Source organism: Actinophytocola xinjiangensis, assembly GCF_001921215.1.
Taxonomy (GTDB): domain Bacteria; phylum Actinomycetota; class Actinomycetes; order Mycobacteriales; family Pseudonocardiaceae; genus Actinophytocola; species Actinophytocola xinjiangensis.
In genome coordinates, this window is record NZ_MSIF01000004.1 from 304,414 (window position 1) to 328,251 (window position 23,838).

The 23,838-nt window shown below is 71.4% G+C and carries 24 protein-coding genes; 17 read left to right on the top strand and 7 right to left on the bottom strand.

All coding sequences use genetic code 11. The features are described from left to right. Positions 1–429: 429 nt before the first annotated feature. The 6 genes from BLA60_RS11840 to BLA60_RS11865 all read left to right on the top strand — a co-directional run bounded on the left by BLA60_RS11840 (position 430) and on the right by BLA60_RS11865 (position 8,382). On the top strand, positions 430–1,725 hold the full coding sequence (locus BLA60_RS11840) for an ABC transporter substrate-binding protein (protein WP_245811941.1): 1,296 nt from the start codon (positions 430–432) through the stop codon (positions 1,723–1,725). 82 nt (positions 1,726–1,807) lie between these two features. Further along, entirely contained in the window at positions 1,808–2,791 is a 984-nt protein-coding gene (locus tag BLA60_RS11845; protein ID WP_245811942.1) for a carbohydrate ABC transporter permease, read from the top strand. Continuing rightward, positions 2,788–3,630, top strand: a complete 843-nt coding sequence (locus BLA60_RS11850) for a carbohydrate ABC transporter permease (protein ID WP_075132858.1) — start codon at positions 2,788–2,790, stop codon at positions 3,628–3,630. The genes BLA60_RS11845 and BLA60_RS11850 overlap by 4 nt, the downstream gene beginning before the upstream one ends. A gap of 1 nt (position 3,631) precedes the next feature. Continuing rightward, positions 3,632–6,238, top strand: coding sequence for a glucosidase family protein (locus BLA60_RS11855; RefSeq protein WP_211288694.1), 2,607 nt, complete (start codon positions 3,632–3,634; stop codon positions 6,236–6,238). A gap of 98 nt (positions 6,239–6,336) precedes the next feature. Further along, on the top strand, positions 6,337–7,308 hold the full coding sequence (locus tag BLA60_RS11860; RefSeq protein ID WP_154814285.1) for a TolB family protein: 972 nt from the start codon (positions 6,337–6,339) through the stop codon (positions 7,306–7,308). Between the two features lie 18 nt (positions 7,309–7,326). Continuing rightward, on the top strand, positions 7,327–8,382 hold the full coding sequence (locus tag BLA60_RS11865) for a TolB family protein (protein WP_075132860.1): 1,056 nt from the start codon (positions 7,327–7,329) through the stop codon (positions 8,380–8,382). Positions 8,383–8,429: 47 nt separating this feature from the next. Here BLA60_RS11865 and BLA60_RS11870 read toward each other — a convergent pair whose 3' ends face one another. After that, a complete protein-coding gene (locus BLA60_RS11870; RefSeq protein ID WP_245811943.1) occupies positions 8,430–9,206 on the bottom strand; it encodes an ABC transporter permease in 777 nt (258 codons plus the stop codon). Continuing rightward, positions 9,199–10,164 (bottom strand): ATP-binding cassette domain-containing protein, encoded by a 966-nt coding sequence (locus tag BLA60_RS11875; protein WP_075132861.1) that lies wholly within the window; start codon positions 10,162–10,164, stop codon positions 9,199–9,201. Before BLA60_RS11875 ends, BLA60_RS11870 begins: the two co-directional genes overlap by 8 nt. A 114-nt stretch (positions 10,165–10,278) precedes the next feature. Here BLA60_RS11875 and BLA60_RS11880 point away from each other — a divergent pair, with 114 nt between their 5' ends. The 4 genes from BLA60_RS11880 (at position 10,279) to BLA60_RS11895 (ending at position 13,741) form a co-directional block, all read left to right on the top strand. After that, the gene (locus tag BLA60_RS11880; RefSeq protein ID WP_075132862.1) at positions 10,279–11,028 is read left to right on the top strand and encodes a TetR/AcrR family transcriptional regulator; all 750 of its coding nucleotides are present in this window, start codon (positions 10,279–10,281) and stop codon (positions 11,026–11,028) included. A gap of 44 nt (positions 11,029–11,072) precedes the next feature. Beyond that, positions 11,073–11,735: a DUF998 domain-containing protein gene (locus BLA60_RS11885; RefSeq protein WP_075132863.1), complete on the top strand. Its 663-nt coding sequence runs from the start codon at positions 11,073–11,075 to the stop codon at positions 11,733–11,735. 13 nt (positions 11,736–11,748) lie between these two features. Beyond that, complete coding sequence (locus BLA60_RS11890) at positions 11,749–12,381, top strand: LysE family translocator (protein ID WP_425427054.1); 633 nt, start codon at positions 11,749–11,751, stop codon at positions 12,379–12,381. A gap of 172 nt (positions 12,382–12,553) precedes the next feature. Continuing rightward, positions 12,554–13,741 carry a Cmx/CmrA family chloramphenicol efflux MFS transporter gene (locus BLA60_RS11895; RefSeq protein ID WP_075132865.1) on the top strand — a complete coding sequence of 396 codons (1,188 nt, stop codon included), beginning with the start codon at positions 12,554–12,556 and terminating at the stop codon, positions 13,739–13,741. On the opposite strand, the gene BLA60_RS11900 is transcribed toward BLA60_RS11895, so the two are convergent. After that, positions 13,708–14,697: a hypothetical protein gene (locus tag BLA60_RS11900; RefSeq protein WP_154814286.1), complete on the bottom strand. Its 990-nt coding sequence runs from the start codon at positions 14,695–14,697 to the stop codon at positions 13,708–13,710. The two genes, BLA60_RS11895 and BLA60_RS11900, sit on opposite strands and share 34 nt — an antisense overlap. 100 nt (positions 14,698–14,797) lie before the next feature. Between BLA60_RS11900 and BLA60_RS11905 the strand changes: the two genes are divergently transcribed. From BLA60_RS11905 to BLA60_RS11915, 3 genes are read left to right on the top strand one after another with little or no spacing between them, the layout of a single operon-like run. After that, positions 14,798–15,193, top strand: a complete 396-nt coding sequence (locus BLA60_RS11905) for a DUF6319 family protein (RefSeq protein WP_342744728.1) — start codon at positions 14,798–14,800, stop codon at positions 15,191–15,193. A gap of 4 nt (positions 15,194–15,197) precedes the next feature. Further along, entirely contained in the window at positions 15,198–16,226 is a 1,029-nt protein-coding gene (mgrA, locus tag BLA60_RS11910; RefSeq protein ID WP_075132868.1) for an L-glyceraldehyde 3-phosphate reductase, read from the top strand. Next, on the top strand, positions 16,223–17,098 hold the full coding sequence (locus BLA60_RS11915) for a ribokinase (RefSeq protein WP_075133009.1): 876 nt from the start codon (positions 16,223–16,225) through the stop codon (positions 17,096–17,098). Before mgrA ends, BLA60_RS11915 begins: the two co-directional genes overlap by 4 nt. 8 nt (positions 17,099–17,106) lie before the next feature. Here the strand turns inward: BLA60_RS11915 and BLA60_RS11920 are convergent, their stop codons facing one another. Next, complete coding sequence (locus BLA60_RS11920; protein ID WP_075132869.1) at positions 17,107–18,081, bottom strand: o-succinylbenzoate synthase; 975 nt, start codon at positions 18,079–18,081, stop codon at positions 17,107–17,109. A gap of 74 nt (positions 18,082–18,155) precedes the next feature. Between BLA60_RS11920 and BLA60_RS11925 the strand changes: the two genes are divergently transcribed. Continuing rightward, positions 18,156–19,562 (top strand): Nramp family divalent metal transporter, encoded by a 1,407-nt coding sequence (locus BLA60_RS11925; protein ID WP_075132870.1) that lies wholly within the window; start codon positions 18,156–18,158, stop codon positions 19,560–19,562. Here the strand turns inward: BLA60_RS11925 and BLA60_RS11930 are convergent. Then, positions 19,537–20,031, bottom strand: coding sequence for a gluconokinase (locus BLA60_RS11930; protein WP_075132871.1), 495 nt, complete (start codon positions 20,029–20,031; stop codon positions 19,537–19,539). The two genes, BLA60_RS11925 and BLA60_RS11930, sit on opposite strands and share 26 nt — an antisense overlap. 56 nt (positions 20,032–20,087) lie before the next feature. Between BLA60_RS11930 and BLA60_RS11935 the strand changes: the two genes are divergently transcribed. From BLA60_RS11935 to BLA60_RS11945, 3 genes are read left to right on the top strand one after another with little or no spacing between them, the layout of a single operon-like run. Continuing rightward, positions 20,088–20,588 carry a SigE family RNA polymerase sigma factor gene (locus BLA60_RS11935; RefSeq protein ID WP_075132872.1) on the top strand — a complete coding sequence of 167 codons (501 nt, stop codon included), beginning with the start codon at positions 20,088–20,090 and terminating at the stop codon, positions 20,586–20,588. Beyond that, on the top strand, positions 20,588–21,631 hold the full coding sequence (locus BLA60_RS11940; protein ID WP_075132873.1) for a hypothetical protein: 1,044 nt from the start codon (positions 20,588–20,590) through the stop codon (positions 21,629–21,631). The genes BLA60_RS11935 and BLA60_RS11940 overlap by 1 nt, the downstream gene beginning before the upstream one ends. A gap of 20 nt (positions 21,632–21,651) precedes the next feature. Beyond that, the gene (locus tag BLA60_RS11945; protein ID WP_084734852.1) at positions 21,652–21,918 is read left to right on the top strand and encodes a helix-turn-helix domain-containing protein; all 267 of its coding nucleotides are present in this window, start codon (positions 21,652–21,654) and stop codon (positions 21,916–21,918) included. Here BLA60_RS11945 and BLA60_RS11950 read toward each other — a convergent pair. Both BLA60_RS11950 and BLA60_RS11955 read right to left on the bottom strand, forming a co-directional pair. Next, positions 21,909–22,664 (bottom strand): ESX secretion-associated protein EspG, encoded by a 756-nt coding sequence (locus BLA60_RS11950; RefSeq protein WP_075132875.1) that lies wholly within the window; start codon positions 22,662–22,664, stop codon positions 21,909–21,911. The two genes, BLA60_RS11945 and BLA60_RS11950, sit on opposite strands and share 10 nt — an antisense overlap. Before the next feature lie 12 nt (positions 22,665–22,676). Then, the gene (locus BLA60_RS11955; RefSeq protein WP_162292945.1) at positions 22,677–23,837 is read right to left on the bottom strand and encodes a PPE domain-containing protein; all 1,161 of its coding nucleotides are present in this window, start codon (positions 23,835–23,837) and stop codon (positions 22,677–22,679) included. Position 23,838 lies beyond the last annotated feature (1 nt).

A 23,838-nucleotide genomic window follows, 5' to 3' on the forward strand; every position in this document is an offset into this window, starting at 1 on the left:
CGCCTTTTCGTTGCCGAACAGCAACCAACGCCGGTTTGCTGACACCAGAACGGTCGGCCGGTGCCGTTGTTGCCGGGGTGTGATCGAATACGGCCGTCCGGGGGTTGACTTCAAACCTTGTGCTGGTCCAGGCTTGTCCGCCATTAACCGATCAAGTCGGCCACCTGTGCCACCGGTTGTGCAGCCCAAGGCGAGCGGGTCCGAAAAGGACCGGCGTGGATGGAGTCGAGGATGACTCAACGGTGGACCCGTCACCAGACGGCGGACGTTCGCCCGGTGGCGGTTCGCGCCGCGATCTCTTCGCGTGCGCATTCGGGAAGCCCTTGACTGAGCACCTGTTCCAGGCGCAGGTGGGCCCGGAAGCGAATCAGGTGCGGTGCAGTCAGTCACGGATTGACAGGAGTAACAGAAATGATTGCTGGAGCAAGGGTGCGCACTGCTGCCCTGCTTGCCGTCGCGGCGCTGGTGTTGACCGCGTGCGGTGACGACGGCGGTGACGCCGGGGGCGGCGGAGGTGGCGGCGGTGGCTCGACCGCGCTGGAGGGCCGCGGACCCATCACGTTCGCGACCGGCAAGGACACCTCCGGGAACATGCAGAAGCTGGTCGACGAGTGGAACGCCGACCACCCCGACGAGAAGGTGACGATCACCGAGCTGCCCGAGTCGGCCGACGACCAGCGCAACCGGATGATCCAGAACGCGCAGACCGAGTCCGACGAGTTCGCGGTGCTCAACCTGGACGTCATCTGGACCGCCGAGTTCGCCGCGAACCGGTGGATCACCGAGCTGCCCCAGGGCGAGTTCGAGCTCGACCAGTTCCTCGCGCCGGCCGTCGAGACCGGCAAGTACCGCGACAAGATGTACGCGATGCCGGTGTACTCCGACGGCGGCCTGCTGTTCTACCGCAAGGACCTGCTCGACGCGGCCGGCGTCACCGAGGCCCCCAAGACCTGGGCCGAGCTGACCGCCGCGTGTGACAAGGTCAAGGCCGCCCCGGCGAACAAGAACATCGGCTGCTACGCCGGCCAGTTCGACAAGTACGAGGGCCTGACGGTCAACTTCTCCGAGGCCGTGCAGTCGGCCGGCGGCAGCATCGTCGACGACAGCGGCAAGCCGACCGTCACCTCCCAGGAGGCCAAGGACGGCCTGAACTTCCTGGTCGAGGCGAAGAAGAACGGCCAGATCCCCGAGGCCGCCATCACCTACAAGGAGGAGGAGGGCCGCCGGGCGTTCCAGGAGGGCCAGCTGGTCTTCCACCGCCAGTGGCCCTACCAGTACGCGCTGGCCAACGCCACCGACGGCTCGTCGAAGGTCGCCAACAAGTTCGGTGTCGCCCCGCTGCCCGGCAAGGACGGCCCCGGTGTGTCCACCCTCGGTGGGCACAACTTCGCCATCTCCTCGTTCGCGAAGAACAAGGCCACCGCGCTGGACTTCATCAAGTACTTCGCCTCGGAGGACGCCCAGCGGTCCAACCTGCTCGCCACCTCGCAGGCCCCGACCCGCACGGCGCTCTACGAGGAGCAGGAACTGATCACGAAGTTCCCCTACCTGCCGACCCTGCTCGCGTCCATCGAGAACGCCGTGCCGCGCCCCCGCGTGGTCAAGTACGGCGACGTGACGGCCGCCATGCAGGAGGCCGCCTACGGTGCCATCACCGGTGAGAAGTCCACCGACGAGGCGCTGGAGACCCTGCAGTCGGAGCTGGAGAAGCTGACGGCGGAGTAGGGCTGACGTGCCGGTCGGGTGGCGCGCCCCCTACGCGCCGCCCGGCCGGGCACCCCTCGCTGAAGTACGACAGGGAGATCTCGTGACAGCGCCTGCTCTGCCGCCGACCCAGGGCGGTGACGCGACCACCAGCCCGCAGCGCCACGGCCGCCTCGCCGCGTGGCTGCTCTCGCCAACGTTCCTGGTCCTCGGCCTGATCGTGCTCTACCCGCTCATCGCATCGTTGCGTGAGTCGCTGTACCGCAAGGAGGAAGGCCTCGACGAGAACGGTTTCGTCGTCGAGGGTGACAACTTCGTCGGCGTCGAGAACTTCGCCCAGATGTTCCAGGGCGACACCGCCGACCGGTTCTGGAACGCCTTCTTCAACACCACCTTCTTCACCGTCGTCGGCGTGACCTTCGCGACGGTGCTCGGCGTGGCGATGGCGCTGGTGATGCACCACGCGCTGCGCGGCCGGGGTTTCGTCCGGGCCAGCATCCTGGTGCCGTGGGCGGTGCCCACGGCGATGTCCGCCGTCCTCTGGCAGTGGATCTTCCAGGCGGACGGCGTGGCGAACGAACTGCTCAACACCCAGATCCTGTGGACCACCGAGGGCTTCCAGGCCAAGATCGCGGTGCTGATCGCCGACGTGTGGAAGACCGCGCCGTTCGTCGGCCTGCTGACCCTCGCGGGTCTTCAGGTCATCCCCAACGACGTCTACGAGGCGGCCAGGGTGGACGGGGCCAGCGGTTGGCTCCAGTTCTGGCGGATCACGTTGCCGCTGGTCCGCCCGGCACTGATGGTGGCGATCCTGTTCCGCGTGATGGACGTCCTGCGGATCTTCGACCTGCCCTACGTGCTGATCGGTCCACGGAAACAGTCGGTGGAGACACTGTCGATGCTGGCCTTCGAGGAGGCCGGCCAGACCAGATACGGACCGGCGGCGGCCTACGCCACGATGCTGTTCGTCTACGTGGCGCTCGCCGCGTACGCGTTCGTCAAGCTGCTGGGCGCCGACCTGATCGGTGAGGCACGGGTGCGGACCAAGGAAGCGAAGAAGCGCCAGCGGGAGGTGGTGGCGGCATGAGTACCGGTTCCGGTGCGCCGCGCGGGCGGCGATGGTTGCTCAACGTCGGCATCATCATCATCGTCATCTACTGTCTGGCGCCGTTCTACTGGATGGTGGTCTCGGCGCTGCGCCGGCCCAACGACCAGGCCGACAACTCGTTCTTCCCGAGCCCGATCTCGCTGGAGAACTTCAAGGGTGTGTTCGGTCCGGACGTCGGGTTCGGCCGGTCGCTGCTCAACAGTGTGATCGTCGCCGGGATCACGACGCTGCTCACGCTGGTGGTCGGCACGTTCGCCGCCTACACGCTGGCGCGGCTGAACTTCCGGTTCAAGAACTTCGTGGCCGGCATCATCATCGCCACCTCGATGTTCCCGGTGATCTCGCTGATCGTGCCGCTGCTGAAGCTGTTCACCGAGATCGGCTGGATCAACAGCTACCAGGCGATGATCCTGCCGAGCCTGTCCTTCGCGCTGCCGTTGGCGGTGTGGACGCTGGCGACGTTCTTCCGGCAGATGCCCAAGGAGCTGGAGGAGGCGGCCATGGTGGACGGCCTCACCCGGGGGCAGGCGTTCCGCAAGGTGATCCTGCCGCTGGCCGCGCCGGGCATGTTCACCACCGCGATCATCACGTTCATCGCGGCGTGGAACGAGTTCGCGATCGCGCTGGCGATGGTGACCGACCGGGAGATGAAGACCGCGACGGTCGCGATCTCCCAGTTCACCGGCATCACCGGCTACGACAGCCCGTTCGGCACCAAGATGGCGGCGGGCGTGATCGTCACCGTGCCGCTGGTGATCGTGGTGCTGATCTTCCAGCGCCGGATCATCGCCGGCCTGACCGCGGGAGGCGTCAAGTAACGTGCGCGGGAGCCGAGCCGTTGTCGTCCTGGCCGTGCTGGCCACCACCTCGACCGTCCTGGGCGCACCCGTCGCCGGGGCCGAACAGTCCATTGTGGACGTCGTGGGTGGTGGTGCGCTGGCCGGGAGGGCACCGGTGGAGCTGTCCGAGACGGCCCGGCTCGGTGACCGGCGGGCGCTGGTCACCGGCGAGCGGGCCATCGCCCTGGGCGATGCCAACGGCCTGTACCCGGCCAGCGGCTGGCACATCCGGGGCGAGATGGGTGGGGTGTGGTCCCCGCCGGTGAAACTGCTCGACGGCATCTGGTTCGCCGTCGACGGCGCGTGGCTGGGTGCGCGGCGCCCGGCCACGCGCTACACCACCGGCTGGGGCTACCACCGCTTCGACTACGGCACCTCCGGCGGCCTTTCCGTCGACCGCCTGGACTTCGTGCCCGAGGGCACCCGGGCCACCGTCATCGGCCTGACCCTGCGCAGCGACCGGCACCGCACGGTGGACCTCGCGCTGGACGCGCACTCCGAGCTGATGCCGGCCTACCCGTGGGGCTGGACCACCCCCGGCGCCGCCGAGGTCAACCTCCCCGACACCGGTGCCTACGACCAGGGCCGGCTGGCCTTCCGTGAGCGCGGCACCTCCCCGGGAACCGGCGCGCACGACTACGCGGCGCTGGTCGGCTCGTCGGCCAGCCCCGTCGGGCACGCGCTCGGGCAGGGCCACCGTGGTCCGCAGGACCCGGCCGTGGTCTGCCCGGCCGAGGGCGACGCGCCGCCGCGCTGCGACGACTCGGCGTTCGGCAAGGGCACCGGCGGGCGGCTGGACTACGAGATCGCGCTGCGGCCGGGGAAGGCCACCACCGTGTGGTTCACCGTCGCCGGCTCCGACGCCGGCCCGGGTGCCGCGAGCGCCGAGTACGCGAAGGCCTCCCGCGACCCGGCGGCGGCCCTGCGGTCGGTGGTGGCGGGCCGCCAGGCACTGGCGGCCACCACGGTCGTGGACCTGCCGGGCGACGCGCTGCTGGCGCGCAGTGTGGAGTGGAGCAAGCAGAACCTGGCCGACTCGGTGCAGTACGCCGCCGGCCTGCGGCTGCGCGACACCGACGAGGGCAGGGCGTTCCCGCCCGCCGCCGGCACCCTGGACGGGGCCCGCTGGTTGGGCGCAGGGTTCCCCGACTACCCGTGGATCTTCGGCACCGACGGCGAGTACACGGCGTTCGCCGCGGTCGCCGCCGGCCAGTTCGAGCCGATCAAGGACCACCTGCGCGCGTTGCGCGACGTGTCCGAGATCGTCAACGAGGGCAGTGGCAAGCTCGTCCACGAGATCGTGTCCACCGGCGACGTCTACTTCGGAGCCAACGACGACGCGGGGAACACCGACGAGACGGTGAAGTTCCCCAGCGCGGTCGCCCTGGTGTGGCGCTGGACCGGCGACGACCGTTTCCGCGACGACCTCTACGACTTCGCCGTGCGCAACCTGCGTTACGTCGACGAGCACCTGGATGCTGACGGCGACGGCTGGCCGGAGGGCCTGGGCAACGTCGAGCGCGCCGGCATGGGCGAGGAGAAGCTGGACAGCACCGCCTACCTCGTGCGCGGCCTGCTCGACCTGGCCGACCTGGCGGCCAGCAAGGGCGACCGGGCCACGCGGGACTGGGCCGCCGGGCGCGCCGAGGACCTGCGGACGCGGTTCGAGCGGACCTGGTGGGCCGGCGGCGGTACGAACGCCGACGCGAACGCCTACGCCGAGTCCATCGACGACCCGGCCGACCCGGCCAACGACAACCGCCCGGTGTTCCAGCGGCACTGGACGGGCGTGTCGCCGATGGAGATCGAGCTGCCCGGCGGCACCCCGCTGGCCGACCCGGCCCACGGCACCACGGCGTTGGCGCAGCGGGAGAAGGACTGCTACACGGGCGAGTTCGGCCTGTACCACACCGGTTCCGGCCCGACCTCCGCTCCGGAGGGCAACCCCGGCCCGTCCTGCGACGGCGTGGTGTCGACCGTGCGCGGCGAACGGTCGACCTACTCGCTGAACACCGCGGTGATGGCCGTGGCGGAGGGCAACTTCGGCCGGCTCGGTCCACAGCGGACCTACACCACCGGCAACGCGCGGATCCAGCTCGACCCGTCGGTGTGGGAAACCCCGGGGGCGATGCCCGAGGTCGCGCCGTCGCCGGACTTCGTGGCCAACATCGACCGCCCGTTCCACGACCGGTCGATGTCGTTGCAGGCGTGGGGTTCCTACGGCGTGCTGTGGCCGGTGGTGCACCAGCACCTCGGTGTCGCGCCGGACCTGGGCAACGGCCGGCTCGCGGTGGTCCCGCAGCTGGCCGAGGACCGCGACCGGATCGCCGGGCACAACATCCGCGTCGGCGCCGGTTCGGTCGACGTCGCGGTGCGCCGGCACGGCGACCGGCTGCGGGTGGACGTCGGCACGCACCGGGTGCGCGCGGAGCTGACCGTGGGCGCGGTCCTGCCGGCCGGTACCGCACCCGTGAGCGTGACCTTCGACGGTCGCCCGGTGGCCTATGATCTCGTCCCGTCGAGTCGGGGATCGGAGGTTCGGGCCGACGTGCGTCACGGCGGCACGCTCGAAGTGAGGTCGCGCTGAGAACGAAGCGTTGGTTCACCGCCCTGCTCGTCGTCCTGCTCGCCACCGGCTGTGTCTCCCGGCGCGGCCCCGAGGTGCCCGGCCCCCGGGTCGCCGACGTGGCCACGATCGGTGAGGCCGACGGCGAGGAGGCCCTGGGCCTGGTCCGGTTGTCCCCGGACGGCACCCGGCTGTTGCGGATGGACGGCCAGGTCTGTGTGTCCGGGCTGGACGGTTCCGGCGAGCGGTGCGTCGACGGGCAGCGGGTGCTCACCGACGGCCGGTTCGCCTCCTGGTCGCCCGACGGCACCCGGCTCGCCTTCACCGACAACGTGTGGGGCTACCACGAGGCCGACGTGTGGGTCTTCGACGTGCGGACCGGTGCGTTGACCAACCTGACCGACGACGGCGTCGACCGCATCGATCCGGAGAACCCGCCGCAGGGCCTGAGCTACGACGCGTTCGCGTCCTGGTCGCCCGACGGCGAGTCGATCCGGTTCGCCCGCGCCGGCGACGGGTCGGCGTTCATGGCCCTGCTGTCGATCCCGGCCGACGGTGGGCAGCCGCAGATGCTGCGCGCCATCCCGTGCCGGTTCACCGCGCTGCGGGCACTGGTCTGGTCGGCCGACCGCGTCGCCTGGAACTGTGCCGACGACGCGATGGTCTGGCTCGGCGAGCACGCCGACACGACCAGGGACCGGCCGGTGCTGGCGATCGGGTCCACCGAGGACCGGCGGATGCTGTCGTTCTCCCCGGACGGCCGGTGGCTGCTGGCCGACTCGATGTACGCCACCACCTTCGCCCTGTGGAACGGGACCCCGCAGGTCATCCCGGTCGACGGCGGCCGGGCGCGGCCAGCGGCCGACGGCCGGATCGGCTTCCCGACCTGGGTCCCGGGCGCCGACCACACACTGGCCTACGTCCAGCACCCGGGCACGCTGCGGATCGTCGACGGGCCGCGGGGCGAGCCGCGCACCCTCTACACCGCGGACGAGGCCGAGGGTCCCGACGGTGTGCGGCTGAGCTGGGGGACGGGAAAACTGCTGGTCCACGCCGGCAAGAAGCGAATTCTGCTCACGATCGAGGACTGAACCTGACAGCATGGGCCGATGTCGCGTCTGGTGTGTCTGATCGTCGCCGGCCTGTTCGTCGCCGGCTGTTCCGGGAGCGGTCCCGATGTGGACAGTCTGCGGGTGACCGACTCCACGACCCTGGATCCCCCGGTCGCCGGCCGGCTCTCGCCCGACGGGACCCGGGTGCTGGAGACCAACCGGGAGCCGTGCGTGCGCGAGGTGTCCGGGGACGGCCGGTGGTGCGTCGAGGACGACGACGTCGCCCCGGACCTGCTCAACGCCGTGTGGTCGCCCGACGGCAGCAAGGTGGCGTTCACCAACGACTTCTGGCGCCTGGCCCACGAGCCGGACCTGTGGGTGTTCGAGGTGGAGTCCGGGGACCTGCGCAACCTCACCGACGACGGCCAGGACCGGTACGACTTCTCCGGCGACAACGACGACGCGCTGATCGACCTGCTGCCGTCCTGGTCGTCCGACGGGGACACGATCCGCTTCGTCCGGGGGCGGGCCAAGGGGGAGTCGGTCGAGCTGGTGAGCGTGCCGGCCGACGGCGGTGACGTGTCGACGCTGCGCGAGGTCGACTGCGCGACGACCAAGCTGATCGGGCTGGCCTGGTCGGACACGCGGGTGGCGTGGAGCTGCGGGCTGGAGGAGGCCGACCTGTACCTGGGCGACGTGACCGGTGGCGAGCCGGAGCGGGTGTTCGAGGCCAAGGACGGCCAGGACTGGATGCTGCTGTCGTTCTCCCCGGACGGCCAGTGGCTGCTGGCCGACTCGCTGCGCCACTACGGGACCGCCGGGCGGCCGGAGGGTGGGCACGCCCGGGTGGTCCCGGCCGAGGGCGGCGGCGACCCGGTGCCGATCTCGGACCAGGCCGGCTTCCCCACCTGGTCGCCCGAGGGGCACGCCCTGGCCTACGTCGAGTTCCCCGACCGGCTGATGGTCGTCGACGAGCCCGGCGGCCAGGCCAGGGAGCTGCGCAGGGCCGAGACGTCCTACGGCGCCTCGGACGGCCGCCGGCTGTCCTGGGCGCAGGACCGGCTGCTGGTGTTCGCCGACCAGGCCCCGGCCGTGCTCACCCTGGATTCGTAGAGCGCGCCCTCCGCCGCGCGGGCGGAGGGCGCGCTCACGCGCACCGGTCAGGAGACGCGGCGGCGGTAGGCGAAGGTGGCGGCCAGCACGCCGGCGACCAGGAGCCCGCCGCACCACGCCAGGGCGAGCCAGGCGCTGTTGCCCAGCGGCTGGTCGAGCAGCAGCGCGCGCATCGTCTCGATCACCGGGGTCATCGGCTGGTGCTCGGCGAAGCCGTGGATCCACGTCGGCATCGTCTCGATCGGCACGAACGCGCTGCTGGGGTAGGGCAGGAACAGGACGAAGAAGCCGAAGCCGTTGGCCGCCTCGACCGAGCGGCTCACCACGCCGATGGCCGCCGAGATCCAGGAGAACGCCAGCACGAACAGCAGCAGGATGCCGATCGCGCCGAGCACCTGCAACGGATTGGCCTCCGGGCGGAAGCCGATCAGGAACGCGACGGCGAGCACCAGCACCGTGGACAGCAGGTTGCGGGCCATGCTGGAGATCACGTGCCCGGTGAGCACCGAGGCGCCCTTGATGTCCATGGACCGGAAGCGGTCCATGATGCCGCCGTTCATGTCCTGGGACACCCCGACCGCCGTGAGCGACGAGCCGAAGCCGGCACACAGGATGAGCACGCCGGGCACCACGTAGGTGACGTACTCGGTGCCGGTGTTGATCGCCCCGCCGAACAGGTACACGAACAGCAGCATCAGCATCACCGGCAGGAACAGCGCGGTGAACAGCGCGTCCATGTTGCGCACCGAGAGCCGAACCGAGCGGCCGAGCATGACCGAGGCGTCGCCGAGCAGCGACGTGGGGCGAAGCGCTGTGTCAGACACCGGCGGTCTCCTTCTCCTGCTGGGTGGTGGTGTGCCCGGTGAGGGCGAGGAACACGTCGTCGAGGGTGGCGCTGTGCACGGTGAACCGGGCGACCGCGCGGCGGGCGGGGTCGATCTCGTCGAGCACGGCTCGGACGTGGTTGGCGGTGCCGTCGGTGGCGACCGAGAAGGTCAGCCGCTCGGGCACCGGTGCGACGACGCGGGCGCCGAGGTGGCCGGTGAGCGCGTCGAAGGCCCGGCGGTCGGCGGCGACCAGGTCAAGGCGGTGGCCGGCGACCTGCTGCTTGAGCTGGGCGGCGGTGCCCTGGGCGACGATCCGGCCACCGTCGACGACGGCGATCTGGTCGGCGAGGCGGTCGGCCTCCTCCAGGTACTGGGTGGTGAGGAAGATCGTCACGCCGGAGCGGGTGAGGTCGGTGACGACCTCCCAGACCTGCTGGCGGCTGCGCGGGTCGAGGCCGGTGGTGGGTTCGTCGAGGAAGAGGACCTCGGGGCGCACGATGAGGCTCGCGGCCAGGTCCAGGCGCCGGCGCATGCCGCCGGAGTAGGTGCCGACGCGCCGGGAGCCGGATTCGGTCAGGTCGAACTGGTCGAGCAGTTCGGTGGCGCGCGCGGCGGCCCGGCGGCGTGGCAGCCGGCACAGCCGGCCCATCATGCGCAGGTTCTCCTCGCCGGTCTGTAGTTCGTCGATGGCGGTGTCCTGGCCGGTGAGGCTGATGCTGCGGCGCACCAGCGAGCGCTGCTCGCGCACGTCGTACCCGGCGACGAGCGCGCGGCCGGCGTCGGCCGGCAGCAGGGTGGTGAGGATGCGCACGGTGGTGGTCTTGCCGGCGCCGTTGGGGCCCAGCAGCGAGAAGACGCTGCCGCGGGCGACCTGGAGGTCGACCCCGCGCAGGACCCGTACCTCGCCGTAGGCCTTCTCGAGGCCGGTAGCCTCGATCGCTGGTTGTTCAGGCATGAGGGAACCCCCTGGTCGAGCTTCTGTTTACGAGATAAACTCTACTGAGTACGTCGTAAACAGTACATCAGGGGAAATCCCTGAGGTCGAGTTCAGGGTTGGAGGTCAGGGTCCATGGGTGAGGACACCGGCGGCGGCGAGCTGCCGGCGAGCTTCGAGATGGCGTGGGGCGTACGCGAACGGCCGACCAAGGGCCCCCGGCGCGGCCTGAGCCTGGAACAGATCGTCGCCGCCGCGGTGCGGCTCGCCGCCGCCGACGGCCTCGGCGCGGTGTCGATGAGCCGGGTCGCCAAGGAGGTCGGCACCTCGGCCATGGCCCTCTACCGCTACGTCGCCTCCAAGGACGAACTGCTCGCCCTGATGGGCGACCTGGCCATCGGTGAGGTCGCGTTCACCGCCGGCGACGGCGGCTGGCGGGTGGAGCTCAAGCGCTGGGCCTGGGCCGAACTCAACGCCTACGGCAACAACCCCTGGTCGCTGCAGGTCCCCATTCACGGCCCGCCGGTCACCCCACACACCATCGCCTTCCTCGAACAGGGGCTGCGGTGCATGGCCGGCACCCCGCTCACCCCCCAGGACAAGCTCTCCGCGTGCCTGACCCTGTCCAGCTTCACCCGCGCCTGGGCGATGCTCGGCGCGCAGCTCGACCCGGAGTACGGCACCAACGACCGTGAGCTGATGCAGGACTACGAGCGTGCCCTGCGCTCGGTCGCCGACCGCGAACACTTCCCCGCGCTCTACGAGGTCCTGGACGCCCACTCGTTCACCCCCGGCCAGGGCGACGACCTCGACGACGACTTCGTCTTCGGCCTGGACCGGCTCATGGACGGCTTCGAGGCGCTGATGAACCTCCGCGGTGCCTGATTTGTCTTACGTTCCTCATATGTTCGGTCGCTAACGTCATCGGCATGCCCCAGGCCAGAGCCGTCACGACGGCGAGTCTCGCCGCGCTGCTGCTCGGTGTCACGCTGATGCTCGCCCTGCACGTTGTCCCGCCGACCAACGAGGTCAACCCGATCCGGAGCACCCTGAGCCAGTACGCGCTCGGCCCCGGCAAGTGGGCCTTCGACATCGCCGTGCTGCTGGTCGCGCTCGGCTCGGCGCTGGCCCTGCACGCCCTGGTCCGCGCCCGCGCCGTGCGGGCGCGCTCGGCCGGGACGCTGTTCGGCTCGCTGTGGGTGGTCAGCCTGCTGGTGCTGGTGTACTTCACCAAGACCGACTGGTCGGTCGGCCCGTCGCTGGGCGGCACGATCCACCGCTACGCCAGCGTCGTGGCGTTCGTCTCGCTGCCGATCGCGGTCCTGGTCATCGCCAGGGCGGTGTTCGCCACCGCGCCGGGCTGGCGGGCCGCCGCCCAGGGCCTCGGCGCGCTGTCACTGGGGTTCTTCGGCCTGATCGTGATCGGCGCGGTGCGCATGGCGGCCGGCGGCGGACCGTGGTGGACGTTCGTGCCGCTGGGCCTGGTGGAACGGGCGATCGCGTTCAGCGGGGTCGCGGCGATCGTCGTGGTGGTGCTCGGCTCGCTGGTGCGCGCCGGAAAATCGGAGGAGCTGTCCCCGGCGGCGGCCTAACCTGCGTGCCGTGATGTCGTTGACCCAGGTTCTCGGATTCGCCGCGCTGACCGTCCTGCTGGTACTGGTCCCCGGCCCGAGCGTGCTGTTCACCATCGGCCGGGCGCTGAGCGTCGGGCGGCGCGCCGCGCTGCTGACCGTCGCCGGCAACGCCGCCGGCTGCTACGTGCAGGTGATCGCGGTCGCGGTGGGCGTCGGCGCGGTCGTCGAACGGTCGGCCGCGGTGTTCACCGTGGTGAAGTTCGCCGGCGCGCTGTACCTGGGCTACCTGGGGGTCCAGGCGATCCGGCACCGCCGCCGGATCACCGAGGCGCTGGGCGGGACGCCGGAGTTCTCCTCCCGCCGTTCGCTGCGCGACGGGTTCGTCGTCGGCCTGCTCAACCCGAAGACGATCGTGTTCTTCGTGGTGGCGCTGCCCCAGTTCACCGACCCGGCCGCGGGCGCCGTGCCGTTGCAGATGCTGGTCCTCGGCACGCTGTTCCCGGTGATCGCCCTGCTGCTGGACAGCGTCTGGGCCTACGCGGCGGCCACCGCCCGCACCTGGTTCGCCCACTCGCCGCGTCGGCTGGAGCTCGTCGGCGGCACCGGCGGCCTGATGATGATCGGCCTGGGCGCGAGCATCGCGGTGACCGGCCGCCGGGACTAATTCGGTTGTGCCGCCTGGGTAGCGTGGCGGACATGTCGAGCCCCGAGGCATCCAGGGCGCGGGCTGCCGGTCCCACCGTCAGTCCCTGAACCGTCAGCCCCTGACCTTCCAGCGCCGCTGACCGTGGTGACCAGACGCCGTTCTGCTCGTCTGCCCACCTCGGAGCCCCGCCATGCCTACAGTCCTGTACCTGCTCGCCCTGGCCGTGTTCGCCATGGGCACCTCGGAGTTCATGCTTGCCGGCCTGCTGCCGGACATCGCCGCCACCCTCGACGTCTCGCTGGGCGCCGCCGGCCTGCTCACCTCGGCGTTCGCCGCCGGCATGGTGCTCGGTGCGCCGGTCACCGCCGCGCTGGCCCGCCGCTGGCCGCCCCGCGCCACGCTGCTCGCGTTCCTGCTGGCCTTCGCCGCCACCCACGTCGTCGGCGCGCTCGCCACGACCTTCCCGGTGCTGCTCGCCACCCGCGTCCTGGCGGCCCTGGCCAACGCCGGTTTCCTGGCGGTCGCGCTCACCACCGTGACCACCCTGGTCGCGCCCGGCCGGCACGGCCGCGCCCTGGCCGTGCTGCTGTCCGGGACGACGCTGGCGACCGTCGCCGGGGTCCCCGGCGGCGCGGTCGTCGGCACCCTGCTCGGCTGGCGCGCCACGTTCTGGACCGTGGCCCTGCTGTGCGTCCCGACGGCCATCGCGCTGCTGGGCCGCGACCGTCTCCGGCGCCCGGCGGCGACCGCCGCGCCCGGCCTGCGCGACGAGCTGTCGCGGTTGGCGCGGCCGAGGCTCGCGGTGGTGATGCTGCTGGGTGCGCTGGTCAACGCGGCCACCTTCGCCACGTTCACCTACCTCGGCCCGATCGTCACCGGCGCCGCCGGGCTCGCCGGCCTGTGGGTCGCGGTCACCCTGGTGCTGTTCGGGCTCGGGTCCTTCGCCGGGGTCACGGTCGCCGGCCGGCTGGCCGACCGGCGACCCGGCCTGGTCGTGGGCGTCGGTGGGCCGCTGGCGCTGCTCGGCTGGGTCGCGCTGGCCCTGCTGGCCGGCGAGCCGGCCGCGTTGCTGGTGCTGGTGTTCACCCAGGGCGCGTTGTCCTTCGCCGTGGGCGCCACGCTGATCGCGCGGGTGCTGCACGAGGCGGCCGGCGCGCCGACCATGGGCGGTGCCTACGCCACCTCGGCGCTGAACCTGGGCGCCGTCGGCGGACCGCTGCTGGCCGGGGCGGCCCTGGGCGGCGGGGTCCTCGGCCCGGCCTGGGTCAGCGCCGGCCTGGTGGCGGCGGCCCTGGCCGTCGCGCTGGTCGTCGGGCTGGTCGTCGCCGCTGTCAGTCGTGGCCGTCAGTCGCCCGCCGGCAGGCGCGGCCACGCGTAGTCGGTGAGCTGGCGGCCGATCGCGCACGGGTCCTTGCCCTCGCTGGTCGGCACCGCCACCCGCAGCGCGGCGAACTCGACCTCGCCGCGCTGCGGGGCGAACGCGATGTGCCGGGTGACCAGCGTGCAGGTGTCGATGTCGCCCGTGCCGGCCTGCGAGACCCACGTCGGCCGCCCGCCGAGCTCCTCCACCGGCGTGCCGCCCGGCACCCCCGCGACGCCCTCGTCCGCGCCGACCGGGAAGTCGACCTTGACCGTGGCACTCGCCCCGCCCGAGCGGCCCCACCGGCACTGGTGCTCGGCCGGGTACAGCGACACCCGCTCGGTGATCCCCAGCAGTGACGCCACGTCGTCGGCCGGCAGCAGCCCGCACGCCGACTGCCGGGCCAGCGAGTTGTGCGGCGGCTCCCAGTGCCGCACCCGGTTGGTGCGGGCCACCTCGGCGATGCCCTCCGCGCCCGAGCGGGCCAGCGCGCACAGGGTCGTCGACGGCACGGTGTCGACCAGTTCGGCCTCGGCGGTCGCCGACACCGCGATGTCGTCGGCCAGCCGCAGCGCCACCACACAACTGCCGGTGACCTGGGTCGGCACCTCGACGATCGCCGCGTTGCCCGGCAGCGCCCGGAGCTCCCGCTGCCCGCTGGGCAGGGTGTCGACGTGGCGCAGCAGCCCCAGCTCGACCGTGACCTTCTCCTCACCGACGAGCACCGTGACATGGCACTCGTCCATGGTGACCTTGGCCGGCATCTGGGCCTGGCCGTGCTCCTGGAACGCGAAGGGCCCGGTGAGGCTGCACGGGTCGACGGTGCGGGGGTCACCGAAGGCCCGCTGGGCGGTGAACGGCCCGGTCGTGTCCTGGCGACTCGCCGGGGTGCCGGACACGCCTGCCGAGCAGCCGGTCACCACCAGGCCCGCGACCAGTAACGACACCGCGAAACGAGTCACCGTGACAGTCACTGTGACACTCCTTCCCCAGAACGGCACACCGTAGTGGACGCAGGCGGTTCCGCTACCGTTGCCTACCGCAGGGAGTTGTCGTGATCGAAGGAGTGTGAGGGTGTCGTCCCCAACGAGCGAGTCCACCGACGCGCAGGTCGAGCAGCCGGCGGAGAACTCGGCGCAGTCCCCGGCCGAGGCACCGAAGAAGCGCGGTCGCAAGCCGGGCAGCACGGCCCGCAAGACCCGCACGGTCGAGCTGACCCTCACCGTCACCGGGACCCTCGACGGTGAGTGGCAGGCGGAGCTGACCAAGTCCGGCACGCGTCTGTTGCAGGGCGTCGCGGTGCCGGCGGCGGCCGTGTCGCGGGCCGCCGCCGAGCTGCACGAGGACATTTCCAAGGCCATCGAGTCGGTGCTCGACGCGGCGCGCGAGCAGCACCAGGCGCGGCTGGCCGAGCTGGAGGCCGAGCTGTCCAAGGTCAAGCAGGCCCTGGCCGACCTGCAGGACGGCTGAGCCGATGACCTACGTCGCCGAACAGGACCGCTACGAGCGGATGGGCTACCGGCGCAGCGGTGCGAGTGGTCTGGTGCTGCCGGAGGTGTCGCTGGGTCTGTGGCAGAACTTCGGCACCGAGGTGCCGCTGGAGCAGTGCCGGGCGATCCTGCGCCGGGCGTTCGACCGGGGCGTGACGCACTTCGACCTGGCCAACAACTACGGCCCGCCCTACGGTTCGGCCGAGTCGAACTTCGGCACGCTGCTGGCCCAGGACTTCCGCCCGTACCGCGACGAGCTGATCATCTCGACGAAGGCCGGCTACGACATGTGGCCTGGCCCGTACGGTCAGGGCGGCGGTTCGCGCAAGTACGTGCTGGCCAGCCTTGACCAGAGCCTGGCCAGGATGGGCCTGGACCACGTCGACATCTTCTACTCCCACCGCTACGACCCGGACACTCCGCTGGCGGAGACGATGGGCGCGCTGGCGTCGGCCGTACGGTCCGGCAAGGCGCTGTACGTGGGGATCTCGTCGTACTCCCCGGACCGGACCCGCGAGGCGCACGCCCTGCTGGCGGCCGAGGGGGTGCCGCTGCTGATCCACCAGCCGTCGTACTCGATGCTCAACCGCTGGATCGAGCCCGACCTGCTGGACACGCTCGGCGAGCTGGGCGTGGGCTGTATCGGGTTCTCCCCGCTGGCGCAGGGAATGCTGACCGACCGGTACCTCAACGGCGTTCCCGAGGGTTCGCGCGCGAGCCGGCCGGGTTCGCTGTCCCAGGACATGCTCAACGACGAGAACCTGGGCCGGATCAGGGCGTTGAACGAGATCGCCGGCAGGCGCGGCCAGACCCTGGCCCAGCTGGCGTTGGCGTGGACGCTGCGTGACCCCAGGATGACCTCGACGCTGATCGGCGCGTCCAGTGTCCGTCAGCTGGACGACAACCTGGACACGCTGTCGTCGTTGTCGCTGTCCGCCGAGGAGCTGACCGAGATCGACCGGTACGCGGTGGACAGCGGGATCAACCTGTGGGCGAGGTCGTCGGCGACATGATCGCTGTCGTCGGCTCGTGCAACGTCGACTTCGTCATCCCGGTGGCGGCTCTGCCCGCCGCCGGGGAGACGGTCCTCGGCGGTGACCATCTGCGTACCCCGGGCGGCAAGGGCGCCAACCAGTCGGTCGCGGCGGCCCGTTTGGGCAGCGAGGTGGCGTTCGTCGGCCGCGTCGGTGACGACGAACTGGCGCCGACGATCACCACCGCGCTGTCGGCCGCCGGTGTCGACCTGACGTGGCTGGGCTGTGTGCCGGACACGCCGAGCGGGATCGCGTTGATCACGGTCGCCGACGGCGGGGAGAACACCATCGCCGTCAGTCCCGGTGCGAACGCGCGTCTGGGCGTCGAGGACGTCGCCGAGGCGGCGGGACTGTTGGCCGGGGCCGAGGTGACGTTGGTCCAGCTGGAGATCTCCCTGGACGTCGTCGAGGCGACCGTCCGGGCCGCCGGGGGACTGGTGGTTCTCAATCCGGCGCCGGCGCGCGGACTGTCGCGGGAGTTGCTGTCCGGTGTGGACGTGTTGGTGCCCAACCGGTCGGAGCTGGGTTTCCTGGCCGGGGCGCCCGAACCGGTGAGTGTGGACGAGGCCGTGGCGTTGGCTCGCGGGTTGGACAGGGCCGTCGTGGTGACGTTGGGCGCCGACGGGGCCGTGGTCGTCCAGGGGGACGTGGTGGAGCACGTCCCGGCGGTGGCGGTGGAGGCCGTGGACGCCACCGGGGCGGGCGACGCGTTCTGCGGGGCGCTGGCCGACGGGCTGGCCAGGGGCGAGTCGCTTGTGGACGCCACGGGGTGGGCCGTCCGGGTCGCCGGGGTGTCGACCACGCGGTGGGGTGCGCAGGGAGGAATGCCGACTCGCGCCGACCTGCGGTGATCGTGCGGTCAGTCCAGAACACGACCCTGAACGACCAGCCGGTCGAGCCGCTCCCGCCACCACCCCTCCCGCTCCGACGCCCGAACCAACCCGGGATCGGGCGTAGGGGACACCGGGGAGACCGGCAGGAACCCGTCGACGGGAACCAGGGACCGAGCCCCCCCAACGACATCCGAACCCAACAACGACAACGTCCCCAACCCGCAAGCGAAATCCAACGACGGCAGAGCGCCGGCCAGCGCCAACCCCGCGGCAAGGCCCACGCTCGTCTCCAACGCCGAGGACACCACGCACGGCAACCCACAGGCCTCCGCCACCCGCAGTGCCCGCCGAACGCCGCCCAGCGGCGCCACCTTGATCACCGCGATGTCGGCGGCCTCCGCGACAGCCACCCGCAACGGGTCCTCGGCCCGCCGGATCGACTCGTCGGCCGCGATCCGGACGTCCACCCGCCGCCGCACCGTCGCCAACTCCGCCACCGTCGCGCACGGCTGCTCGACGTACTCCAGCCCGCCGGCCGCCCGGTCCAGCGCCGGGATCACCCGCACCGCCGTGTCGACGTCCCACGCGCCGTTGGCGTCACAGCGAACGGCCCCGGACGGGCCGAGACCGTCACGGACCGCTTCCAGCCGCGCCAGGTCCTCGGCCAGCGACTCCGGGTGGTCGGCTACCTTCACCTTGACGGTGGAGCAGCCCGAGGTCGCGGCGATCTCGCGCGCCGCCTCCGGACCGACGGCGGGGACGGTCGCGTTGATCGGAATACGCCCGCGTACCGGGTCGGGCCAGCCGACGGTGCAGGCCTCGATGGCCGAGGTCAGCCAGTTGGCCGACTCGCGGTCGTCGTACTCGGGGAACGGGGAGAACTCGCCCCACCCCGCCGGCCCCTCGATCAGCATGCCTTCGCGGACGTCGATGCCGCGGAACCGGGTGGTCAGCGGGATGGCGAACGTCCGTGCCTCGTGAAAGTCGATCATCGTCTTCATCGACGTTAACGCTAGCCCACGTCCGCTCGGTACGATCCAAAGATCGTTTCACCCGAACGGGAAGGTGAGCGCACATGTCTTCGGTGATCGACCGGTTCCCCGCCAAACACCTGGCAAAACCCGAGATCAGGCCCCTGCCCGAAGCCCCGGCCAGCACCTGGAAAATCATCGGCCCTGGCGTGATCGCCGCCGGTGTCGGGTTGGCCTCCGGCGAGTTCATCCTCTTTCCCTACATCGCCTCGCAGGTCGGACTGGTCTTCGTGTGGGCGGCCTTACTCGGCCTGGCCACCCAGTTCTTCATCAACATGGAGATCGAGCGCTACACCCTCGCCACCGGTGAGACCGCCCTCACCGGGTTCAGCCGCTTCTGGCGACACTGGGGACTGGTCTTCGCCGTCCTCACCGTGCTCGCCAACCTCTGGCCCGGCTGGGCCTCCTCCTCCGCCACCCTCGTCACCTACCTGTGGGGCGGCGACGTCAAGTGGATCTCCCTGGGCATGCTGGTCGCCATCGGCCTGATCCTCACCCTCGCCCCGGTGGTCTACGTCGCCCTCGAACGGGCCGAGATGCTCAAGGTCGCCGCCGTGATCGTGCTGGTGGTCGTCGGCGCGTTCGTGGCGATCTCGGCGCAGGCGTGGAGCGACGTGCCGAAGGTGATCACCGAGGCAGACATCCCGATCGAGCCGCTCGGGTTCGCGCTGCTGCTCGGCGCGCTGGCCTTCGCCGGTGCCGGCGGCGGGCAGAACCTGGTGCAGAGCAACTGGATCCGGGACAAGGGCTTCGGCATGGGACGGTACGTCCCCCGGATCACCAGCCCGGTCACCGGCAAGCCGGAGGCCGCGCCGAGCACCGGGTTCATCTTCGAGCCGACCGAGGAGAACCTCGGGCACTGGCGCGCGTGGTGGCGCTTCGCCAACCGTGAGCAGCTGTACACCTTCGTGTTGATCACGTTCCTGTCCATCACGTTCACCTCGCTGCTCGCCTACTCCACTGTGTACGGACGCGAGGACCTGCCCAACGGCATCGGTTTCCTGGAGATCGAGGGCAACGTGCTCGCCGAGACCGTCGGCGCCTGGTTCGGCACGTTCTTCTGGATCGTCGGCGCGTTCGCGTTGTTCGCCGCCGCGCTGGGCATCGTCGACTACTCGGCGCGGCTGGTCGCCGACGTGATCAAAACCTCCTACGCGCCCCGCACCACCGAAAGCACCCTCTACTTCGGAATCGTGTGGGTGCTGGTGCTGGTCGGCTGCGTCATCATGGTCGCCGGGTTCGCCCAGCCGCTGGTGCTGCTGGTGATCTCCGCCTCGGTCGGCGGCGTGATGATGTTCGTCTACTCGGCGCTGCTGTTGCTGCTCAACCGCAAGGTCCTGCCGCCGGAGATCCGGATCCGCGGCTTCCGGGTCGGGGTGCTGGTGTGGTCGTTCGCGCTGTTCGGCGTGCTGAGCGTGCTGACGGTCATCGACCAGGTGAAGAAGTTCTGACCGCCTCGTCAACCTGATCGTCGACGTGCCAGGTCATGTCCAGCACGACGCCGCGCTCGTCCGCCTCCAGCGGTTCGAGCGCGGCGTACTGGGAGTCCACCAGCGACGGTGGCATGAAATGGTCGGGCCGCCCGGCGACCCGCACCCGGGCGGTCCTCGGATCGCCGTCGAGGTGCACGAAGAACGCGTCCGGCGCCCGCTCCCGCAGGATGTCGCGGTAGCGGCGGCGCAGCGCCGAGGACGTGGCGACGGCGCCGCTGTCGCGGTGCGCGGCCAGCCACTCGCCGATCGACCGCAGCCACGGCAGCCGATCGTCGTCGGTCAGCGGCGTGCCGGAGCGCATCTTGGCGATGTTGGCGTCGGTGTGGAAGTCGTCGGCGTCCCGGAACGGCACGCCCAACCGGTCGGCCAGCGCCCTGCCCACCGTCGACTTGCCGGACCCGGTGACCCCCATGACCACGAACAGCATGCCTCCACCCTAGGCGCGGGTAAACAGTTCGCTCGCCGGCGGAGTCCAAGTCAGTGATGACTGACTACGAGAACTTCGTCCGGGCGCACCTGCCGCGGCTGCTGCGGTACGCGACCATGCTCACCGGGGAGCGGGAGCAGGCCGCCGATCTGGTGCAGGACGTGCTGGTCACCCTCTACCGGCGCTGGTCGCGGATCAGTGACGCCGACCACCCCGACCGCTACGTGCTGCGGATGGTCACCAACGGCTACCTGTCGTGGCGGCGCCGCCGGTCCACCCGACTGGTGGTGGCCGACGAGGTGCCCGACCGCGCCCGCCCCGACGACTTCACCGCCGAGCACGCCCTGCGCGAGGACCTGTGGCAGCGCCTCGCCCGGCTGCCCCGGCGCCAGCGGGCCGTGCTGGTCCTGCGCTACTACGAGCGGCTCGACGACGTCGAGATCGCCGACCTGCTGGGCTGCGCGCGGTCGACCGTGCGCGCCCACGCCCACAAGGCACTGACGACACTGCGACACGGCCTGGCCGCCGAGCACCTGGTCCAGGCGGGGGAGAGCTGATGAACCTCGAGAAGCTGATCACCGACACGTTCACCGCCCACGAACCGGACGCCCCCGACAGCGAACGGGTCCTGGCCGGCGCCAGGAAGCGCATCGACCGCCGGCGCCCGGTGATCCGACCGCTGACCGTCGCCGCCGGGGTGGTCGCGCTGACCGTCGCCGGCGTGACCGTCATCGGGCTCAACCGGACCGAACCGACTCCCGGCGACACCGCCGCACCGGCCACCTCAACGGCCACCGCGCCGGCCGTCGACCAGCTGCGGATGCCCTTCACGCTGGGCTGGCTGCCACCGGGCGAGGTCACCTACACCACGCAGCGGATCAGCGTGGGCGGCTCCGCGGACTCGGACGCCCCGGTCTACAACGGCGACTACATGCTGTCGGTCCGCTCCGGCGAGCGGGTCCTCAACATCACCGTGACCGAGAACAAGCAGTACTCGTTGCAGGACGCGGTGAACAGCCTCCATCCCGATCCCGGCCGCCGGATCACCATCGGTGGGAAGCGGGCCGTCGAGTCGACGGTCTTCAACGTTCCGGAGGGGTTCGAGAGCTCGACGCTCTACGTCGAACGCCCGGACCGCAGCATGGTCTACGTGCTCGTGTCCGCGCAGTGGGACACCTCGGCGACCCAGGAGGAACTGTCCGGGATCGCCCGCCGGATCGCCGAGAACCTCCAGTTCCCCGGCACCACCGTGCTCACCCCCGAGTACGGGTTGGGTGAGCTGCCCGACGGGATCCGGATGTGCGCCTTCAGCGTCGACCCGCCGTCGGACCTGCGGACGAAACTCAGCACGAGCTACCTGCTCGGCAGCTGCGAGACCTCCGAGATGATCGTGGTCAGCACCCCGGACAGCGCCGGGAAGCCCGAGGGAACGCCCGGTGAGCCCGTGCAGGGCCACGAGACCCTCGTCGAGGACCAGGGCAAGGGCTACCACGTGCTGACGGTGCTCGACGCCGTCGACGGCCGGCCGGTCCACCTCAGCGGCGCGGTGCCGGTGGACACGCTCTACCAACTGGGCGAAGGCCTGGTGCTGCCCGACTGAGCGGGACGGGGATCGGGGCGATGGCGCGTCGAGCGGCCGCCGGGGCACGCGTGCTGGGAATGGAGCTGCGCCGCCTGCGGGAACGGGCCAACCTGAGCAGGGAACGGGTCGGCGCGGTGTTCGGCTGGTCGACCACCACGGTGAGTCGGCTGGAACGGGGCCGGCGCACGGACACCACACCCGAGGAAGTCGCGGCCCTGCTGGCGACGATGGGTGTGGTCGGCGCCGAGCGTGACCGAGCCATGCTGATGGCGTTCGGCGTCCCACCTCCCCACCGTCAGGGGTGAGGGGTCAGCTCGTCGAGCAGCTCGTCGAGCTGGCGGGTGAGGGCTTGTTCGGTGCCGGGCAGCAACGTCACCCAGTCGTTCCTGCGCACCGCGACATACCGGCCGTCTGCGGTGTCGAAGACACTGACGACGTGCGACGCCCGCCGCCGGCTCCCGCCGGCCGGGGTGCGGGCCGCACCGAAGCTGCCGTGCCGGACCACGCCACCGAGCACGTCGCCGAGCTTGCGGGACTCGTCCCGGCCGAGCCCCTGGGACACCAGCCCCCGCACGAACCGCAGGCGATCGGCCCCCGCACGGGCGGCGGCGTGGTCCAGCACCGCGCCCGGCAGGGTGACCGAGGCACCGGTGCCCGGCGGGTGGCCGGGCAGCAGACCCACCGTCTCGGACACCAGCTGGTCTGGTCGGGCCGCCCACAACGCCAGCGCGTCCCCGTCCAGGACCGCCACGGTGGCACTGCGCCCGACCCGGGCGGCCAGCACCGAGGTGCGCGGGCCGTGCGCGGACAGCCGCAGCCTCGCGTCGATCTCCCACTCCGGCCGGGCGAGGCGGGAGAGCCGACGCGCGAGCCGGTCGTCCGGCAGCCCCTTCGCGGCCAGCGACGCCCACGCCCCGTCCCGCAGCGCCGCCCGCTCCCCGACCGTGACGCCCGGCGACGCGACGGTGAGCACCGGTGGGAACGGGCCGAGCCGCAGATGCTCCCAGAGGACGTCGTATTCGAGGTGGCTGAGAGTGGTTGCTTCCCCCATGGTCGCCGTGCGCTACTCGTCGACCCCGATGACCGGGGGCGCGACGGGTGGGTGGTCGTCCCAGAAGTCCTCGTGGGGGGCGCGGAGGTAGTCGGGGGAGGTGTGTTCCCTGTCCTCGTGGGACTTGCCGGTGCCCAGGGGTCCGAAGCCGGCGCCGTGGGGTGAGGTTCGAGGGGTGTTGCCGCCGGAGGTGGTCCCGGGGCCCATCCCCGGTCCGACTCCCGGGCCGCCGACCGGTCCGGGGCGGCCTGGGTCGCTCAGGACTCCGGTGACGGGCGGGAACGGGCTGGCGGCGGGCGGCGCGCCGGGGATCGACCGCGTGGGCGGGTAGTTCTGGGCGGTGGTGCTGGCGGGCTCCGTGCTCGGATCGCGGGGTTCGACGGCACTGCCCGCTCCCGGCAGGTCGACATCTCCCGGTCTTCCGATGGTGCCGGGACCGCCGCCATCCGAACCGGTGCTCTCCGCAGCGGTGGTCCTTCCCGGATTGTCCGACCTGCCCGCGCTGCCCGAACCGTTCGGCTCATCGGACCGGTACGGGTGACCGGACGGTTCGCCGGACGCGGTGGGCCCGTCGACGACCCCGCCGCCGCGACCGCCCGCGCCGGCGAGTTCCTGGCCACCGGTGCTGATCGACGGTGGCTCGGTGAAGGTCCCGGCGGTGGCCACGGAGTCGTCGTTGTTGGCCGCGTAGGCGTGCATCAGGTCGACGGCGAGTTGTTTGGCGTCCCTGGCCTGGAACTCGGCGGAGTCCTCGTCGGCCATGCCCGCCACGATCCCGGCGAAGTCACCGGCGATCCCGCCGTCCCGGGACGGCACCGCGACCGGCTCGGGCATCGAGTACGACGTCCGCGAGAACCCGTCAGCGATCTGGGTGAGGCTCGCGTTCGTGCGCCCGGCCGCCGCCGAGGTGTCCCACACCCACGCACTCAACGGTGACACGCTGCCCGCCATGGCGCCCGCGGCCCGCCCCTCCCACGACACACCGACCTCCCGCTGCAACCGATCGAGGCGATCCCCGGACTCACCGAGCATCGTGACGACCTCGGCCCATGCCGGCTCGGCACTGTCGATCACCGCCGACCCCACGGCCCCGAGGCGAACCATGTCGTAGAGCGTCTGGTGGTCGTAGCCTTCCCACCGGTACCCCAGCACCGCGTGACCAGCCTCATTCATC